This window comes from Amycolatopsis sp. NPDC031561, from assembly GCF_055580625.1.
In genome coordinates, this window is record NZ_JBVILA010000012.1 from 65,332 (window position 1) to 84,626 (window position 19,295).

The following is a 19,295-nucleotide window of genomic DNA, read 5'->3' on the forward strand; positions in this document are numbered from 1 at the left end:
GCGCTGCCTAGATTTCCTCGTAGCCCATCCGCCGGGCGATCGCGGCGCTGATCGCCGCGGCCAGCTGGTCGGCGTGCTCCTGGTCGAAGAGGCTCAGGTGGTTTCCCTTGATCTCGGTGGTCGTCACCTCGGCGGCGACGGCGGACCAGCCGCGGTCGCCGTCCATGTAGCCGTCCGGGAACGGCGGCGCGTCGGCAGGCAGCGGGTCGCTCGCGCACAGCAGATCCACCTCGGCCGGGTAGCGCTCCGGCCGGTAGTCGAGGAACGCCGCGCGGTTGCGCTCGACCGTCGTGGTCAGCTGGTCCAGCGTCGCGGCGGCGGCATCGGCCCCTTCCAGGCGCAGCACGTCGAGCTGCAGGACCGAACTCCGGACCTGGGCGGCGTCCTGGGCCGTGGACATGAACGAGGGCGGCGCCCAGGCGTCCAGCAACAGGGTCGCGGCGACCCGCTCGTCGCGATGCAGCCAGAGGCGGGCCATCTCCAGCGCCACGCCGCCGCCCATCGACCAGCCGGCGACCACGACCGGAGCGACGCCGCGCACCGCGTCGACCTCATCCACGTAGCGGGCCGCTATCTCCTCGATCGACGCCGGCGAAACGTCCGGCGGCGACTGGAGCGCGTACACCGCGAACTCCCGCCCGAGCCGCTTGGCCACCTGGTAGAACGGCAGCACCGAACCGCTCGCGGCGTGCACGAAGACCACCAGCGGCGCGCCCGGGTGCTCGACCAGGCTCACCAGCGGGTCCACACCCGCCGCAGGCCGCATCGCGCCCAGCGTCGCCGCGAGCGCGCGGACTGTCGGGCCGGTGAACACGTCTTGGACGCCCGGCTCCAGCCCGAACTCGCTTGCGCATTCCTCGATCAGTTTGAAGACCAGCAGCGAGTGGCCGCCCATGTCGAAGAAGCTCTCGGTGACCGCGACCGAGTCCCGGCGCAGGAGCCGGCAGAAAATCTCGGCCAGCCGCGCCTCCATCTCGGTCTCGGGCGCGTCGGTGTGGTCGGCCCCTGCGGCGTCCCTGTCGCGGTCCCGGAGGTCGAGCAGTGCGGCCATGTCGATCTCGCCGCCGCCCCTCCGGGGGATCTCGTCCACCACCGTGACGGTTGCTGGCATCAGGTACTCCGGCAGCCGCACAGCGGCGCCGTCGACGAGTTTTCTCCCGGACAGCTCACGTTCCCCGTCCGGCACCACGAAGGCGGCGAGGCCGCCGTCCGGCACCGCTGTCACGAGGGCGCGCCACACGCCGTCCTGGTCAGCGAAGGCCGATTCGATCTCGGCCGGCTGGACGCGCAGGCCGTGGATCCGAACCTGCCCGGCGATCGGGCCGAGGTGCTCCAGCACGCGGTCCTCCCGGCGACGGCAGAGCTCGCCGGTGCGGAACATACGGGAGCCGGGGGCGGCGAACGGGTCGGCTACGAAGCGGTCCGCGGTCAGTGCCGGCCGCCGATGGTATCCGCGGGCAAGGCCGGTCTCGCCGCCGACGTACAGCTCGCCGGCCACGCCGATCGGCACCGGCGCCAGCGCCTCGTCCAGTACGTAGAGGGCGCGGTGGCCGAACGGCCTGCCCTGCTCGGTGACCCGTCCGGTCTCGGCAGGCCCGTAGCCGGCGACGAGGTCGCCCGGGAACCCCGCGACGTCCGGCGCCATCGACGGCACAACCGACAGCGTCGTGACGCCGTACTCCTCCACGTAGTCCGGCAGCCGTCGCGGATCCCGGAGCACCGCCGTCGGTGCCGGCGCGACCGTCGCGCCCTGTGACAGCGGCCAGAAGCAGTCCTCGGGCTTCGCCAGGAGCGCCACGTCGCCGGCACCGAGGGGATGGTCGTGCCGCAGCTGCACCAGCTCGGTGAGCGCCCCCTCTACCGGGTAGGCGATCGCGGGCGGCCGGTCGGTGGTGTCCGCCGCCGCGTAGCGCAGGCACAGCAGGTCGTACCCGGTTGTCTCGGCTGGCAGGTCGTCGGCGGACGCGCCGTCCCACTGGCCGGATTCCGCGAACGAGCGCACCTGCCACGGTCCGGACGGCACGCGGCCCGCCGTCGCCCCGTCGACGAACACCACGGCCGGAGCGACATCGTCCAGCATCGCTGCGAGCCGCGTCTCCTCCGGATCGAGCATCAGGTACGGGGCACCGGCCTTGGCCGCCGCGACCAGCGCAACCGTCTGGTCGACCCCGGGAGTGAGGCACAGCGCCACGACGTTTCCCGGACCGGCCCCGGTGTCGCGCAGGAACCACGCCAGCCGGTTGGCCCGGGCGTTCAACTCCGCATAGCTGAGCCGGCCCTCGGCGCCGTGCACCGCGATCGCGTGCGGGGCGCGCCGGACCTGCTCCTCGAACGGCTGCGCCAGCGTGCGGTACGGGACGTCCGGCCGGACGTCCCGGTCGAGCCCGTGCGGAACGTGCTCCCGCTCCGCCTGCGCCAGCAACGGCAGCTCGAACGCTCGCGCGTCCGGCCGCTCGGCGGCCTCGGCCAGCAGACGCTCGAGGACACCCGCGAACCGGAGCGCGGTCTCCCGGTCGAACAGGTCGGCCGAGTACACCAGGAGGCCGCCGAGCGCGTCGCCGTCCGGGTACAGGCTCAGTGCCAGGTCCCACATCACGGAGTTCGTGTTCAGCCCCACGCTCCTCTCGGCCGCCCGGCCCGAGCCGCCGACTGGGTGCTGCAGGGTGATCATGGTCTGGAACACCTGGTGCACCCCGGACAGCCGGGGCAGCCCCAATTCCGCCACCACCCGGTCGTACGGCACCGCCTGATGGTCGTGGGCCTCCAGGAGCGCCTCGTGCACCCGGCGGACGACCTCGCGGAACGTCGGGTCGCCGGTCAGGTCGGTGCGCAGCGGCACCGACCTCACGAAGCAGCCCACGATCGACTCGGCGACCTCCTGGTCCCTGCCTGCCAGCGGGACTCCGACGTGGATGTCCCGCTGCCCCGCCATCCGGGCAAGGAACAGCTTGTACGCGGCCAGGACGACAACGAACAGGGTGACCCCGTCGTCCGCAGCCAGCCGCTGCAGCCGCGTCAGCAGCGAACCGGGAATCGTGACCGGCACGGTGTATCCGGTCCGGGTGGCCCTGGCCGGCCGGGGACGGTCCCTCGGCAGGTCCAGCACCGGCAGGTCGCCGGCCAGCTTGCCGGCCCAGTAGGCCAGGTCGCGCTGGACCCTCGCCTCGTCGGTGTTCTCGCGTTCCCAGGCCGCGTAGTCGAGGAAGCCGACCGCCGGGGGCGGGTCGAGTGTCCGGCCGGCCAGCAACGCGTCCAGCTCCCGGACGACGTGCTGCCGGGACAGCCCGTCGGCGACCAGGTGGTGGAAGTTGGCCGCCAGCATGGTGCGCTCGCCGGGCAGCGCGAATCCGATGATCGTGAAGAAACACGGCTCGTCGAGCGGGATCGGGCGCTGGACGGCCCGGTTGCTGGTCTCGGCGGCCAGTGCCACCGCCTCGTCCGACGGCAGGTGCCGCAGGTCGTGCCACATCACCGGCGGTTCGATCGGGCCGCAGTCCTGCTGCATCGGCACCCCGTCGCGCTCGAACATCCGCACCCGCAGGATGTCGTGCCGGGCCATCAGCTCCGCCGTGGCGGCGCGCAGTGTCGCGAAGTCCAGCGCCCGCTCCAGTATCCGCATGTCCGGGATGCTGTACTCGCTGCTGTCCGGGTACTGCCGGCAGGAGAACCAGATCCGCGCCTGCGACGGGTTGAGCGGAACCGCGGTGCCCCGCGGCACCGGAGCGATGCGCGGGACTTCGACGGCGTTGCCTCGCTCGCGCAGCATCTTCAAGAGCAGTCGCTGCTTGTTCGTGTCCAAAGTGGTCATCAGGCCGCTCCGTCCGGGTCGCCGAGCTGGTCGGCGACGTCGTCGTCCGACAGCGTGGCCACCTCGGCGGCCAGCGCCGTCTCCAGGCAGGCGGCCACGCCGGCAATCGTCGGTGCGTCGAAGAACTGCCGGACGGTGATCGCCACCCCGAACCGGGTCTTAAGCCGTTGCAGCAGCTGCAAGGCCGACAGCGAGGTGCCGCCAACCGAGAAGAAACTCTGGTTGCGGCCGAGCTGACTGACCTGCAGCAGGTCGCACAACACCTCGGCGACGTCCGCCTCAATCAGCGAGGTGACCTCCGACGCGCTGGTGCGGGCCTCCCGGTCCCGGATCGTCGGCACGGGCAGTGCCCGCCGGTCCGCTTTGCCGGACGGGGTCAGCGGCAGGGCATCCACCTTCACGTACACCGCCGGCATCAAGTACTGGGACAGGTACCCGGCCAGGTACTCCGCCACGTCGGGGACGAACGTGTCCGGGCCGACCAGGTAGGCCACGATCTCCTTGACGCCGGGCTCGTCCTCCCGGATCGCCACGACCGCCCGCTCGACTCCCGGGTGGCGCTCCAGCACCGCCTCGATCTCGCCGGGCTCCACCCGCACTCCCCTGACCTTGGCCTGGCCGTCCGCCCGGCCGGCGTAGTGCAGCAGGCCGTCGCCGTCCTGGCTGGCGAGGTCGCCGGTACGGTACAGCCGCTCTCCCGGCTCCACCGGCCAAGGATGCGGCAGGAACCGCTGCGCCGTCAGCTCCGGCTGGCCAAGGTAGCCGCGAGCCAGGCCGTTCACACCGGCGACGTACAGCTCGCCGACCACACCCGGCGGCACCGGCGCCAGCGCCTCGTCCAGCACGTACAGCCGGTAGCCGTTGACTGCGTGGCCCAATGGGACGCCGCCGCCGCCCGGCCAGGCGCGCCCGGTCCAGAGAGCGACCTCCGAGGTCTCCGTCTGGCCGTACGCGTTGTGCAGGTCGACGTCGAAGTGGGCGGCGAACCGCTCCAGAAGCGCCGCCGGCACCGCTTCGCCGGAAGTCTGCACGCAGCCGAGGTCCGGGTACTTGGTGGCCGGAACGGCGGCCAAGTACATTTCCAGCATCGACGGCACGAAGTGGGCCAGCACCGTGTCCGGCTCGGCGAGCAGCTCGGCCAAGTACGGCACGTCCGTCTCCGAGCCCGCCTCGGCCAGCTTGACGGTGGCGCCGGCGGCGAACGTGGCGAAAAGCTCCCAGATCGCGACGTCGAAGATCAACGGCGTCTTGTACACCACCTGCAGGCCTGGCTCGAGTTCGTACCGCCGGGCGATCCACGTCACCCGGGACGCCGCGCAGCCGTGGTCGATGACGACACCCTTGGGCCGGCCGGTGGACCCCGACGTGTAGTAGACGAAGGCCGTGTTCCGCGGGTGGATCCGGACGGCGCGGCGGCCTTCCCCGGCGTTCGGCACGGCCGGGTCGACGATCGGCAGGCCTTCCAGCCCGGCCGGCGGCGGCCCCGCGGCGATCACCGCCGCCATCTCGCAGTCGGCGGCTATCCAGCGGAGGCGCTCGGCCGGGTAGCCGGCGTCCAGCGGTACGAAGCCGGCACCCGCGCGGAGCACCCCGAGAACCGCCGAGATCGACTCCACCGAGCGCGGGACGCACACCCCGACCACGGACTCCGGCCCGACGCCCTCGGCCGCCAGCGCGGTCGCCACCGCCTCGGCGCGGGCGTCCAGTTCGGCGTAGGTGACCGAACTCGTCCACGCCTGCACGGCCACCGCGTCCGGGTCGCTGGCCAGCGCGGCGTCGAAACCGTCGTGCAGGAGAGTCCCGGCGGCGGCGCGGTCCTCGTGGCCGGCGTTGATCGCGGCCAGCTGGACGTCGACCGACGCGGCCGAAAGCAGCGGCAGCTCGGCCAGCCTGGCCGACGGGTCCGCCAGCGCCGATCCGAGAAGCGTCACCATGGCGTCCTGCCAGTGGACGGCGGACGGGCGGTCGAACCGGCGGGTGGCGTACTCCACCTCGCCGACGAGCTTCCCGCCATCCAGCCGCAGCGTGCAGGTCAGCGCGACCTTGGCGGTACCAGAGTGGACCTGCTGCTCGGCGATCTCCAGGCCGCCGATCTCGCCGCCGCCGTCCATCGGGGTGGACTCGAAGACGAACATGGTCTGGAAGACGGGGTTGTCGGCGGCATCCCCGTCGGAGGCAAGGCCGCCTGCCATCTCCGCGAACGGCAGGTCCTGCCGGGACAGCGCCTCGGCCAGCGCCGCGTCGGTGCGCTCCACCAGCTCCTGGAAACGCATGCCGGGGGTGAAGCGCATCCGCAGCGGCACGGTGTTGACCAGGTAGCCGATCAGGTCCTCGGTCCCGGGTCGGACCCGGCCCGCCATCGGGACCCCGACCACCACGTCGTCGGCGCTGCCGGTCATCCGGTGCAGCGTGCCGAGGAAGCCGGCCAGCAGCACGCCGAACCGAGTGGACCCGCACGCGCGGGCCACCCGCTCCACCGCGGCCAGGCCGACGCCTGCCAGCTCGAGCGGCATCGAGAACCCGGCCTGTCCCTCCGTCCCGGTCGGCCTGCCGAGTTCCAGCACCGGCACCTCGCCGCCGAGCTGCTCCGCCCAGTACCGGCGCTGCGCGGCCGCCTCCTCCGAGCCCAGCCACTGCTCCTGCCAGGCCACGTAGTCGGCGAACCGCACGGACGGCGCCGGCAGCGGGCGATCTTGGTACAGCGCGGCGAACTCTCGCCAGAACACCCCCAGCGACCAGGCGTCGAAGGCGCTGTGGTGCACGTCGAGCAACCATAGGTGCTGCTCGTCGCCGACCCGGTAGCAGGAGGACCGCAGCAGCGGTCCGGCGGACAGGTCGAACGGCCGGGCCGCCTCTGCCTCGGCCAGGCGCACCGCCACCGCGCGGTCCCCGACGGAGGTCACGTCGGTGCGGACCGGCTCCGGCGGCCGGAGCCGGGACCAGACATGGCCGTCCCGTTCCACGAGGGTGGTCCGCAACGCCTCGTGCCGCTCCACCAGCGCACTGAGCGCGGCGTCCATCCGCTCGAGGTCGAGCGGTCCGGAAATCCAGTAACCGAGGGGTACGGCGTAGGTCGCGGCAGCCTCCTGCAGCCGGTCCAGGTACCACAGCGCGGCCTGGCCGCGCGAGGCCGGCCTCCACTCGTCGTGCTCGCCTGTCGCCGCGGCGACCCCGCCGCCGGTGTCTCGCCGACGGGTCCCCTTGACCACCTCGGCGAGGGCGGTCACGGACGGCGCGGAGTGCAGCTGGTTGAACGTCAGAGCGGCGCCGGTGGCCAGTGCGATGCCGCTGAGCAGTTGCAGCCCGCGCAGGGAATCGCCGCCGGCCGCGAAGAAGTTCTCGTCGGCGCCGGCCGACCGGCCGAGCACGTCGGCGACGAGTCGCGCGACGACGCCTTCCACACCGGACGACGTGACCGCCACGGGCTCGTCGGCGCGGTCCGGGGCGGGTGGCGGCGGCAGCTCGAGCGGCAGCACCTTCCCGTTCAGCGGGGACCGCGGGATCCGGTCCAGCCAGACGATGGTCTGCGGGACCATGACGGCGGACAGCCGTCCGGCCAGCTCGACGCGGAGCGCGGCGTCCGCGGCCGGCGTGTGCTCCCCCTCCGCGTACGCGATCAGCCGGGCGCCGGACACCGGGTCGTCGGCCGCGACCACGACGGCGTCGCGTACGCCGGCGCAGGCCCGCACCGCGTTCTCCACCTGGCCGGGCTCGACCCGGAAGCCGCGGATCTTGACCTGGCGGTCCGACCGGCCGAGGAACTGGATGTTCCCGTCCGGGAGCACGCTGGCCCGGTCGCCGGTCTGGTACATCCGCGCGCCGGGCGGCCCGAAGGGGTCCGGCCAGAACCGGTCGGCGGTGGTGGACGGCGCGCCCAGATAGCCGCGGGCCAGCCCGAAGCCGGCGATCCACACGTCCCCGGGTTCGCCGTCGGCCACCGGCGCGAGATCGTCGTCGAGCAGGTACACGGTCACCCCGGGCAGCGGCCGCCCGATCGGCACGAGTCCGATTTCGGGCAGGTTCGCCGGGTCCGGCCGGTAGGTGGTGCAGCTGATCGTGGTCTCGGTTGGCCCGTAGTCGGCGACGAAATCCACCGGGCGCGAGCCGACGACCTCCGTCCAGGCGGCGAGCCGGTCCATCCGCATCTTGTCGCCGCCGGCGAACACCGTGCGCAGGCTGCCGGGCAGCGACACGATCCCAGCGACGAGGTCGTCTGTCCACTGGTGCCAGTAGTTGCTCGGGAGGCTCACCATGGTCGCCCCGTGGACCGAGATCAGTTCGGTCAGCTCGACGCTGGTCGGGCGGGCGGTGTCCGGCAGCACGACCGCGGCGCCTGCCAGCCACGCCGGCAGCACTTCCTCCAGCGACGCGTCGATGTGCATCGAGGTGAACTGCAGGAACCGGTCGGCGGGCCGCAGGCCCAGCTCCGCCCGGATCGCGGTGGCGTGCCCGACCAGGCTGGCATGCGAGACCCCGACGGCCTTCGGCCTGCCGGTCGAGCCGGAGGTGAAGAAGCAGTACGCGAGATTCGCCTGCCAGATCGACGGCGCCGCGGGGGCGGCCGGGCCGGTCAGATCGGCCAGATCGACCACCGCGAACCCGGAACCGTCGAACTCCCGCTCCGGTCCGTCACGGAGCACGAGCACGACTCCCGCGTCCGCCAGCATCCCGGCCACGAGCTTGGCGGGCAGCGCGGCGTCCAGCGGAACGTAGACGCCGCCGGCCTTCCACACCGCCAGCAGCGTCACCAGCCAGCGGGCAGACCGTTGTTCGACGGCGACTCCGACCCGGACCTCCGGCCGCACGCCACGCGCGGCGAGCCTGCCGGCGAGCTCGCCTGCCAGCTCGTCGAGCCGGCGGAAGCTCAGGACACCGTCAGCGGAAATGATCGCCGGCGCGTCCGGCGTGCGCGCCGCTTGAGCCTCGATCAACTGATGTACGCAGATTTCGGACATTGATCGCCTACCTCCATCCGTGCCGTAGAGACGAAATGCGTTCGGGTCAGGCGACCGCGCCGCCGGCCGTGGCTCGCCGCCAGCTGTCGTACAAGCCGGCGTAGACGCCGCCGGCCGCGAACAGCTCGTCGTGCCTGCCGCGTTCCACCACCCGGCCGCCGTCGAGCACGATCACCTCGTCGGCCCGTTCGGCGGTGGCCAGCCGGTGCGCGACCGTCAACGACGTGCGGCCCGCCGTGAGCCGGCGCAACGCCTCGATGAGCGTCAGCTCGATCTGTGGGTCCACGGCCGAGGTCGCCTCGTCGAGGATCAGGCAGGCCGGGTCGGCCAGATGCGCGCGAGCCAGCGCGACCAGCTGCCGCTCCCCCGCGGACAAGCTTTCGCCGCGCTGCCCGACCGGAGTGTCCAGGCCGCGCGGCAGGGTTTCGAGGAACGCTGTCGCGCCCAGCTCGTGGAAGACGTGCTCGATGTCGGTACGGGTGGCGGACGGCCGCCCGTACCGGACGTTCTCCTCGACCGTGGTGTCGAAAAGGAACGGATCCTGCGGCACGACCACCACGCGCGAGCGCAGCGACTCGGTCGCGATCTCCCGTACGTCCACGCCGTCGATCAGGATGCGGCCGCGGTCGGGGTCCGCCAGCCGGGCGATCAGCTTCGTCAGCGTCGTCTTTCCCGATCCGGTGGCGCCGACCAGCACGACCTGGCGACCGGCCGGCACCTCGAACGACACGTCGCTCAGGGTCGTGCCAGCGTCCGGGTAGCCGAAGGTGACGTTCTGCACGGCCACCGCCGGCGGGCCGTCCGGCAGCCGCTTGCCGTCGACCGGCTCGGCGACATCCTCGACGATGTCCAGCAGCGCCAGCACCCGCCGCCAGCCGGCGGCGGCATTCTGCGTGAAGTCGATGACCTGGGTGAACTGCGCGACCGGCCCCAGGAACACGGTCACCAGCAGGAGGAACGCGACTAGCTCGCCGGCGGTGTGCCCGCTCGACGGGCCGATCGCCAGGCCCACCGCGACGACGCCGACCACCACGATCGCGGCGAACAGTTCGGCGAGGGAGAACAGCACGCTGCCCAGATAGCCGGTGCGGACCTTCGTGTCCCGCCACCGGCGGATGGTCCCCGTGGTCCGCCGCAGGCTCGGTGTCGTGATGCCGTAGGCGCGGATGACGGCCGCGCCCTGGATCGTCTCCGAGATCACCGTGAGCAGATCGGCGACGCGACGCCGGACCGCCGAATGCGAGGCGCCAAGGCGCCTGGCCAGCACGGTTATGAGGACGACCAGTGGCACGATCAGCGCGACCGTGACCAACGTCAGCCAGGCGTCGTAGTACGCCATGCCGGCGAGGGCGGCCAGCATGGCGGCGCCGTTCACCACCCAGGCGACACCGCCCCACTGCAGGAACTGGCTGAGGGTCTCGACGTCGGAGGTCACCCGGGAAACCAGCTTCCCGCGCGTCTCGGCCGAGTGGTACGCCACGCTGAGCCGGTGTACGTGGGCGAAGGCGCGGACCCGCAGCCCACACAGCCCGCGCTCGCTGGCGATCGCGAGGCGCAGCAGGCTCACCCAGTTGACCAGGACGGTGCCCACCACCACCACCGCCACCAGCGCGCCAAGGCGAACCAGCTGGCCGGTGTCGATATGCCCGGCGCTGAGTCCCCGGTCGAAGAGCAGCTGGATGAGGACCGGTATCGCCAGCCGGCCGAAGCCGCCGACCAGTGCGAGGACGAGTGTGAGGGCCAGGCCGTCGCGGATCTCCGGGAGGGCGGCGAAGCCCCGGCGAAGCACCGCCCACGTCGACCCGGTGACGCCGTCGGGGTCGACCTGAACCGCGCTCACGTCGCCACCCGCTCTCGCTCGTAGGCCCGGGTCAGCTGGTCGTAGGCGTCGATCCGCAGCAGGGACGTGTGGGTGCCGATGCCCGCGACTCGGCCGCCGTCGAGGTAGACGACCGAGTCGGCGAGGGCCAGCGTCGCCGCGCTGCTGGTGACGACGATCGTGGTGGTGGACGGCAGGCCCGTCGCGAGCGCGCTCATGATCTCCTGGCGGGTGGTGGCATCGACGGCAGACGTCGCCTCGTCCAGCAGGAGCACTCGCGGCAGGCGGATCAGGGCACGGGCCAGGGCGACGCGTTGCTGTTCGCCGCCGGAGAGGGTCATCCCGCGCTCGCCGACCCGAGTCGCCAGCCCGTCCGGCTGGCCGTCCACCAGGGCAGTGGCCCTGGCGAGGCGGAGCGCCTCGTCCAGCCGCTCCCGGTCGGCGTCCGCCGGGGCGGCGTCGAAGTCGAGCAGGACGTTCTGGGCGAGCGTGCCGACGAATAGGAACGGCTGCTGGAAGACCGCCGCGCAGGCCTCCGCCCGGTCAGCCGCAGCGACCCGGTACAGGTCGACCCCGTTCAGCAGCACCGTGCCGTCGGTCGGGGGCAGCAGGCCGGCCAGTGCCAGCAGCAGCGTGCTCTTACCCGACCCGGTGCTCCCGGTGATCGCGACGGTCGCGCCGGCCGGGACGTCGAAGCTCACGTCGGAAAGGACCGCCGGGCCGTCCGGGTAGGCGAAGCCGAGACCGTGGACCCGCAGGTCGAGCGGACCGTCCGGCAGAGGCTGCGGATCCGCGATCGCCGGCGGCGGCGTCTCGGCGAGCACCGCCTGGACCCGGCCGTACCCGGCGAGGACGCTCGGCACGTGGGCGAGCACGTTGCCGATCAGGCTCAGCGGCACCCCCAGCACCGCGAACAGGGTGACGAAGCTGACCAGGGGGCCGACCGTGATCGCGCCGCTGTTCACCCGCCACGCCCCGACCACCAGGATGACCAGCGACGTGGCGGTCGGGATCAGATCGACCAGCGTGTCCATCAGCCATTCCCGAACGGCCAGCTTGATCTTCGCGTCGCGGAGCCGGCCCGATTCGGCGGCGAACCGGTCCCGCTCGGCGCCGTCCCGGCCGAGCGTCTTCACCAGGAACGCCCCGTCGAAGCTCTCGTGGGCGACCGCGGCCACCCGCCCCAGCCGCTGCTGGGCCACCGCGGCGGGCTCCGCGCACCGCTTCTGGTACGCGGAGTTGACCAGCATCAGCGCCGGGACCATGGCGAAGCCGATCACCGCCAGGATCGGGTCCACCGTCAGCATCCAGCCGGCGGTGACCAGGAACACCAGGGACATGCCGAGCACCTGGGGCATCCGGGCAGGCAGGTCCGAGGCCGCCTCCGAGTCGGTGGTGGCGTGCGCCAGCTTCTCGCCGGTCGGGTGCGCCCGGTGGTAGGACATCGGCAGCGCGTCGTACCGCTTGACGACGGCCTCGCGCAGGGTGGCGTCGAACCGGGCCCTGGTCGCGACGGCGGTGCATCGCACGACCATCCCCGCCGTGCCCCTGACCACGCCGATGGTGAGCACGACCAGGAGCACGGCGAAGGTGGTGCCGGCGGCCACCTGGCCGCCGTCGAACCTCGGTATCACTACGCGGCTGACCAACTCGCCGAGCGCGAAAGACCAGACGGCCAGTCCCGTTCCGTGCAGGATCGAGGCGGTCAGTCCCAAGCTCATCGGACCCGGATGGGTGCGGAAGGCGAAGAGCAGCAACGCGCACGACCGGCGCAGGAGGCCGCGCCGCGCGGCCGGCTTCTGATCCGCCATCGCGCCTCCCTCGTCATTCGCTGTCGTCATCGCTGCTCAGAGGTACGAGCGGAGACCGCCCCGGCGGCCCACGTCCGTGCGGTGCGGCGGAACGAGCCGCCAAAGCCGGTGAAGTTCCGGAGGGGAGACGGGATACGGGAGCCGACCGCAGACCCGGTTGCGTCCGACGGCTCAGCCACTGTGCGTCCTTTGCTCCTCGGCGGAGGCACTCATGGCGGCCCGCAGGCTGGCCGGGCGCATGTCCGTCCACAGCTCGCCGATGCGCGCCAGACAGTCCTCCCGGGACGCCAGCTCGCCGACTGGCTCCCACCCGGCCGGTACCGGCCTGCCCGACCGCCAGATCGAGTACTGCTCCTCGTCGTTGCGAACAATCACGTACATATCGCCGCTGTCGGTCATGGCTGCCTCTCACTCTCGCTCTCAGCCCAGGCCGCACGTGGCTCCGGTGACCGGAGGAACCGGCCGGAAAGGGTCTCGATGTCGATCTCGATCCCGACCGAACCGCCGGCGCGTGCGGCCGCCCCGGAATCCGCCGGGCCGACGCGAGCCAGGTGCGCCACAAGCCGGTCCCGGTCGGTCACCAGCCGGGCGCATCCGCGAACGTCGATCGACAGCGAGTCCCCGGCTCGCGGCTCGCCGGGAGGCGCTCCGTCCGGCTGGAATACCGCCAGCACCTTGCCGCCGTGCAGCAGCGGTAGCTGCGGGTCGGTTCGGTCGAGCACGCCGAACAGGACGCCGTTGCGACCGCGGTCGCGATCCAGCACCAGCGGCAGCCGGGTCGCGACCGGGAAATCCTCCGGACCGGCGCTCACCAGCGTGCCGGAGCCGCAGCGGTCGATCGCCGCCACCAAGGTCGCGGCGTCCGGCCCGGCGTCTTGCCACGCCGGTGGGAACGCACGGGCCAGCGACCCGCCGTCCTTGGCGATCGCCGTGATGATCTGCTTGGACCGGAACGGCAGCAGCGACAGCAGCGTGTCGCCGAGCCCGTGCGTCGTCTCAGCGAAGCCCTGCACGTACAGGCCGCAGGTCAGCTCCCCGGTCGTGCGTACCCGGTGCTCCCTGGAGACCACCGGCCTGCCGTCGCCGTCGGTCTCCAGATAAGGCAGGACGTCGCGGTACGTCTTCGGGTCCAGTCGGCGCCGGTACCCGGTGGCCAGCACCAGTCCATCGGCACGGAGCACACGGGACTCGCCGCCGAAGCGGCTCTCGACCCCGATCCGGATGCCCGTACCGGCGGATCCGGCCCGGGTCACCCTCGAGCCGCCGTGCACCAGCAGCCGGGTGCGGCCGCGCACCTCGTCGGCATACATCAGCCGGTACAGGTCGTCGAGAACGCCTTCCTCCACGACGCCGTAATTGGTGTTGCGCAGGCTGGCGGCGTAGACGCGCCGGTTCTCCTCACCACGGGAGTAGAAGTCGTCAGCGTTGGCCTCGAAGTACTGCTCGTTGGCGAATGGATTGTTGTCGGTGGCACGCAGCGAGTACCCCGGCAGGATCAAGTGCACGCGGGCGTTGCGATAGCGGTCCAGGAAGTAGTGGGCGATCTCGCCGGCGCTTTGCCCGTCGCCGGCGACCGCGAACTCCCACTCGCGGTCGTGGTCGGTGAACGTCCGGGGAACCGTCGGCAGGAACGTGCTGGAGTGCACCACGGTCGGGCCGAGAGTCACCGCCTCCGGCAAGCGGGGCACGCCGCCGAGCGCGTGCACCACGTTGCGGGCGTGGTATTCGACGACCTCGCCGGTCGTGGTGTCGGTCGCGGTCACCCGGAACAGCGACAGCTCGCCGTCGTCGTCTCGGACCGGAGTCACCGCGCGGACCGCGGAGCGGTAGCGCACCAGGTCGGCGAACTGTGCGGCGACCCACCGCAGGTAGTCCTGGAACTCCAGCCGGGTCGGCCGGAAATCGGCGAGGTTCACGAACTTTTCCAGCCGCCCCTTGGCCTTCTCGTACTGCAGGAAGGTGAAGGGACTGGCCAGGTTCCGCAGGGACACCAGGTCCTTGAGGAAGGAAATCTGCATCCGGGTGCCGTCGATGAGCATGCCCTCGTGCCAGCGCGCGTCCGGGGAGCGCTCCAGGAACAGGCACCGTCGGTCCGGCGCGATCTCCTGGGCAGCGATCGCGAGCGCGACGTTCGACGGCCCGAAGCCCAGTCCGATCACGTCGTACGGCTCATCCGGCTTGCCGAGATTCCTCATGTACCGCTCCCTCCTGGACGTCCGCCCGGCTCATCGGGTCGGTGAGGAGCGCCCGGCAATGCGGCCGATGCGGCCGGTGTCCAGGAAGCCGACCACGGGCGGCACCGGCGACACGACCCGGCCGGCCTCGTCGAGCCGCTCCTGATAATCCGCCGCGACCTCGGGAAGCCGGGTCCAGTGCGTCGAGGGGCGCAGATGGTGCTCCTGGTGGTATCCGTCGTTGAAGGTCATCCGGTTGTACAGCCGGCCGTAGTAGCTGACGGAGTTCGCGTACCGGCTGTCCGGCTCCGCGCCGAAGTGCCGGTAGTAGTTCTGGACGTTGACCAAGGTGAACGCGATCACCACCGACGGCAGGTAGCACATCAGCAGCCACTGCCAGGACAAGACGCCGAGCAGACCGGTGAAAGCCAGCTGTGTCAGGCGGTCGTAGCGAATCTGGGCGAGCTCGGCCGAGCGCCGGGCCGGGTTCCGGGCGGCCAGCTCGCGCAGCGTGGTCTCCCGGGGGCCGACGCCACACAACCGGCGCAGGGACGCCACCGTTCCCGCGAACTCCTGGATCGAGGGGACCAGGCTGTAGGCCAGATACCGCCACAGCGGGGCGTGGTCGTCGTCCCGGCTATAGCGGTAGGTGGAGCTGAGATCGGCGGTGACCCCGTCGTGCTTGCGGTCGTTGTTGTACCGGTGGTGGTTGCGGACGTGGCTCAGGTGGTATCCCTGCGCCGACTGCGCGATGTTCGCCGAGATCATCAGCGACACGATCCTGTTCAGCCGGTCGTCGGTGAACCAGGGCTGGTGCACGAACATGTGATTGACGATGAGTACCGAGTACGTGATCATGACGGTGACCAGGACCGCCGAGCCGAGCCGCGGCCACAGCCCGTCCGGCGTCAGCGCGGCCAGCGCGATCGTCACGGCGAACTGCGCGATGCTGAGCCCGAGCAGCATGGCGTCGGCCGGGCTGTTGCGCCATAGTCGTCGGGGCTCGCGCTCGATCATTTCACCATCACCTTCCTGGGTATTCTTCGACGCGGCGGGCACGCCTGCCGGCTGCCGTCGACGGGCCCGCTCCGCGAGGCGGTTCGACCGGGTAAATGCCATTCGTCGCTGGTGAAGACAAAACGACCGTACGCAGCGCCGGCTGTACCGGCGCAGTCACGTGAACCGGCGACAGGGCCGCCGGCCCCCTTCGCGGAACCGTCGAGCCGACGCAGGCAGCGTTCTCTCGCGGACCGCCCAGCGCCCCTGCCCGTAGATCGGCCGCACCGTCACCTCGTCGAGGAAGCCCCGCGTCGACCGGCGCGGGGCGGGGCCGTTTTACGGGACGCGCCCCCCGATGACGCGGCGCTAGGTTTCTTGACAAGAGGTGTTTCTTGACAAGAGGTCCGGCCGGTTCTCGCCGCACTGCCGCGCACCATTCCCTGCTTGCGATGCCGGCGTCGCGTTGAACGGTGACGAGCGAAGGAGAGACCATCGTGGTACGGCCGAGCGAGACGTTGACGCCCCATATCTCCGACTATCTCGATTTCCTGGACCGCGGGGAAACGAACTACCTGCCCTATCTCATGTACTTCAACCGGCCGAACTTCCGGTCGGACGTGATCAACACCGACGAGTTCGGATTCCGGATCTCCCACGGCACGGACGGCCGGGCGTCGGTGGGCGGGGACCACCCCGGCGGGCCGGTGCGCCTGCTGGTGGGAGGCTCGGGGGTGCTGAGCTACGGCGCCACGAGCGACGCGACAACGCTCTCCTCCCGCCTCTGGACGAAGCACGCGCCGAGCAGGCCCTGGCTCAACTTCGGAGCCCCGTACTTCAACTCCACCCAAGAGCTGATGCTGTTCATGCTCTACCGGCACCTGCTTCCGCCGATCGAGGAAATCGTCCTCTTCAGCGGCTTCAACACTCTCGTCATGGCGCAGCTTGTCGGTTTGCCACTCCTGGGGCAGGGCCCGTTCTTCTTCTGCAACGAGTACTTCGAGAAGATGCAGGAACTGCGGAAGCGGTACGCGAAGCCGATCAAGGGCCTGCGGTGGCGGACCGGTCCGAAACAGCAGCCGCCGGACCCGACCCCTCGGCCGGAGACCATGATCGAGGCCGCCGTCGACCTGACGACGCGGCACCTCGACAGCTGGCTCATGGTGGCAGGCGCGACCGGAGCCCGAGTGAGCTTCGTCCTGCAGCCGCTGGCCACCTGGCTTCGCAAGGAACCGGCCCCACAGGAGAAGCAACTGTTCGACGAGTTCGACCAGTTCTCCGAGTTCGGGGCCTGGGAGGAGCGCTACGGCGAGGTGGGAAGCATCGCGACCGGAGCCTCCTACGCGGCTGCCCTCGGCGCGGCCTGCGCGAGCAAGGGCGTCCCGTTCGTCGATATCAACTCCCGGATGTCCGAGGCGGCGGATCCGGCGGACTGGCTCTTCGTCGATCGCGGGCACTGCACCGACGACGGCTACGACCTCGCGGCGGCGTTGCTCGCCGACAGCTTCGACCTGTCGTGAGGCATGGACGTCGAGGGGAGGTGACTTCGCAGTGGCGCTTCTGCGAGCGATAGCCAGGTTTTTTCGACGCAAGAAGAAGAGGAAGAAGCAAGATGCGTCCATCTACCCGATGTTCTGATCGGGCGGTGCGGCTCCAGCGGCCCGCGACACCGTGACCATGACGCTTGCCTCTCCATGGCAGGAGAGGCAAGCGTCATGGTCGGCTCACGTCATGCCGGATGAAGCCGGCCGACAAGCGGAATGCTGGCGAGCGCCCGGCGATCGATCTTGCCCGAACGGTTGAGAGGCATCTCCTCCAGCCAGACGTAGCAGCGCGGAATCATCGGCGCGGGCAGCCGGCTGCCCAGCTGGCTCGCGAGCGCCTCGTCGGATAACCGCTCGCCGACCAGATAGGCGACGATGGCCGCGGCGCCCGGAGTGTCCTCGCGCAGCAACGCCGCCGCGTCGACCACGCCTCGGCAGGCGCGCAGATTGTGCTCCACCTCTCCGATCTCGACCCGATATCCGTTGATCTTGACCTGGTCGTCGATCCGGCCGACATACACGAAGTTCCCGTCCGGCTGAAGCCGGACATTGTCCCCGGTGGCGTACATGCGTTCGCCAGGCGTCTCGGCGAACGGGTCCGGGACGAACGCGGCCGCTGTGCGCCCGGGACAGCCGAGATAGCCTCGTGCGAGACCGGCTCCGGCGAGATACAGCTGGCCGATTTCACCGGCGGGGACGGCGTTCAGCCCCCAGTCGAGGACATAGGCTCGGACGTTGCGGATCGGGCGTCCGATCGGGACCCACCGCGGAGTCGAGGCGTCGCAGGGATACCACGTCGCGGCCACCGACGCTTCGGTCGGGCCGTAGCCGTTGTGGACGACCAGCGAGTCGTTGCCGCCCAAGTCAGGCCCGTCGAGCTGAGACCCGCCGGTGATGACCAGCCGGACCCCTGCGGCCGCGAGCCGGGGAAGCAGCGACTGTCCATACGGGCCGAGCACAGCCGCCGGGACTTCCAGCGCGGTCACGCCGAGCGCGCGGACGGCGTGCAAAATACGGTTGGCTGGCAGATCGCTACCGTCGTCTATAGCGACACAGGCGCCGAAGCAGAGCGGCATCAAGCAGTCGTGCATCGTGCTGTCCACGGTGAGCGCGGTCGTCCACAGCATCACGTCGTCGGTCCTGACCAGGTCCATGTCCTCGAACGAGGCGATGATCAGGTTCACGAGCCCTTCGTGCGGAACGCCGACGATCTTGGGGCGCCCGGTCGACCCTGACGTGGTGAGCGCGTAGGCCAAGTCCAGCGGCCTTGGCGAAGGAAGCTTCGCGGCGGTGGGACTGTCGTCGCCCGGATCCGGACCGATGTCGTCGACGAGCTGAGCGTCGGACAGCCATTCGACCGGCGCGGCAGCGAGAACACGCTTGCAGCCGACGTCGACGAGCACCCCGCGATTGCGCAACGGCGGATCGTCGGGGCTCATCGGCAAGCACGCCGCACCGCTACGCAGGATGGCGACGATGCCGATCAACGCGGCCGGGCAACGTCGCGCGAGCAGACCGACGACCGGTCCGACATCGTCAGCCGCCAACCGCAACGCGAGTTTCGCCGACAACCGGTCGAGGTCGGCATAGGTCCACGAGCGTGCCGCCGTCCGGATGGCCGTTGCCGACGGCCGATCTCGGAACTGGCGCTCCAAGAGATCGACCACGGTCTGTGCGCCTGCGGTCCAGGCCGACCGTCGAGAATCCTGCACCGCAACTCCCTCGCGTTTCAGATGCTTCGCCAATCCGGCCCCCGCGTCAGCGCACACTCAGCGGTCGCAGGTGCCCGATGGCAGGCTGGAGATGGCGGGGGCGCCGTCGAAACAGGACTGTCCCGTCCGGCGATGCGGTACTTGTCAGGCGACGAGTCCAGTCGGCGCGACTCTGACTCCTGCGGCGAATAACCTATTCTCCCGCGATCTGCGTTGCCTGCTGGCAAGAACTCTCGACCGCCGCGGATATCGAGTCGATGCTGCGGAACGTCGACTGCTGGAGCGCATTCTCCGGCAGCTCGATCTCAAAAGTGTCCTCAAGGGACAACATCAGGCCCAGACAGGTCACGGATGTCATTCCCCAGCGCCGGAGGTCCTCGTCCGGGCGAGGTTCTTGGCCGGAGTCTTCGACGTTGAGCTGCTTCATCACGAGTCTGCGAACGGTGTCCGCGACAGAAGGCTGAGTAACGGTCATG

At 70.9% G+C, this 19,295-nt stretch carries 10 protein-coding genes; 1 reads left to right on the forward strand and 9 read right to left on the reverse strand.

Going from position 1 to position 19,295, the window contains the following annotated elements; all coding sequences use genetic code 11:
* Positions 1-7: 7 nt before the first annotated feature.
* The 7 genes from ACZ5IK_RS23585 to ACZ5IK_RS23615 form a co-directional block, all read right to left on the reverse strand.
* On the reverse strand, positions 8-3,808 hold the full coding sequence (locus tag ACZ5IK_RS23585; protein WP_465489623.1) for a non-ribosomal peptide synthetase: 3,801 nt from the start codon (positions 3,806-3,808) through the stop codon (positions 8-10).
* Entirely contained in the window at positions 3,808-8,763 is a 4,956-nt protein-coding gene (locus tag ACZ5IK_RS23590) for an amino acid adenylation domain-containing protein (RefSeq protein ID WP_465489624.1), read from the reverse strand. Before ACZ5IK_RS23590 ends, ACZ5IK_RS23585 begins: the two co-directional genes overlap by 1 nt.
* A gap of 46 nt (positions 8,764-8,809) precedes the next feature.
* Complete coding sequence (locus ACZ5IK_RS23595; protein WP_465489625.1) at positions 8,810-10,603, reverse strand: ABC transporter ATP-binding protein; 1,794 nt, start codon at positions 10,601-10,603, stop codon at positions 8,810-8,812.
* Complete coding sequence (locus ACZ5IK_RS23600) at positions 10,600-12,393, reverse strand: ABC transporter ATP-binding protein (protein ID WP_465489626.1); 1,794 nt, start codon at positions 12,391-12,393, stop codon at positions 10,600-10,602. Before ACZ5IK_RS23600 ends, ACZ5IK_RS23595 begins: the two co-directional genes overlap by 4 nt.
* A 171-nt stretch (positions 12,394-12,564) precedes the next feature.
* Entirely contained in the window at positions 12,565-12,792 is a 228-nt protein-coding gene (locus ACZ5IK_RS23605) for an MbtH family protein (RefSeq protein WP_465489627.1), read from the reverse strand.
* Positions 12,789-14,588 (reverse strand): SidA/IucD/PvdA family monooxygenase, encoded by a 1,800-nt coding sequence (locus ACZ5IK_RS23610; RefSeq protein WP_465489628.1) that lies wholly within the window; start codon positions 14,586-14,588, stop codon positions 12,789-12,791. The genes ACZ5IK_RS23605 and ACZ5IK_RS23610 overlap by 4 nt, the downstream gene beginning before the upstream one ends.
* 30 nt (positions 14,589-14,618) lie before the next feature.
* The gene (locus tag ACZ5IK_RS23615; protein WP_465489629.1) at positions 14,619-15,584 is read right to left on the reverse strand and encodes a fatty acid desaturase family protein; all 966 of its coding nucleotides are present in this window, start codon (positions 15,582-15,584) and stop codon (positions 14,619-14,621) included.
* Positions 15,585-16,036: 452 nt separating this feature from the next.
* Between ACZ5IK_RS23615 and ACZ5IK_RS23620 the strand changes: the two genes are divergently transcribed.
* Positions 16,037-17,083, forward strand: coding sequence for a hypothetical protein (locus tag ACZ5IK_RS23620; protein WP_465489630.1), 1,047 nt, complete (start codon positions 16,037-16,039; stop codon positions 17,081-17,083).
* Between the two features lie 209 nt (positions 17,084-17,292).
* On the opposite strand, the gene ACZ5IK_RS23625 is transcribed toward ACZ5IK_RS23620, so the two are convergent.
* Positions 17,293-18,819, reverse strand: a complete 1,527-nt coding sequence (locus ACZ5IK_RS23625) for an amino acid adenylation domain-containing protein (RefSeq protein WP_465489631.1) — start codon at positions 18,817-18,819, stop codon at positions 17,293-17,295.
* A gap of 193 nt (positions 18,820-19,012) precedes the next feature.
* The gene (locus ACZ5IK_RS23630; RefSeq protein WP_465489632.1) at positions 19,013-19,294 is read right to left on the reverse strand and encodes a phosphopantetheine-binding protein; all 282 of its coding nucleotides are present in this window, start codon (positions 19,292-19,294) and stop codon (positions 19,013-19,015) included.
* Position 19,295: the final 1 nt, after the last annotated feature.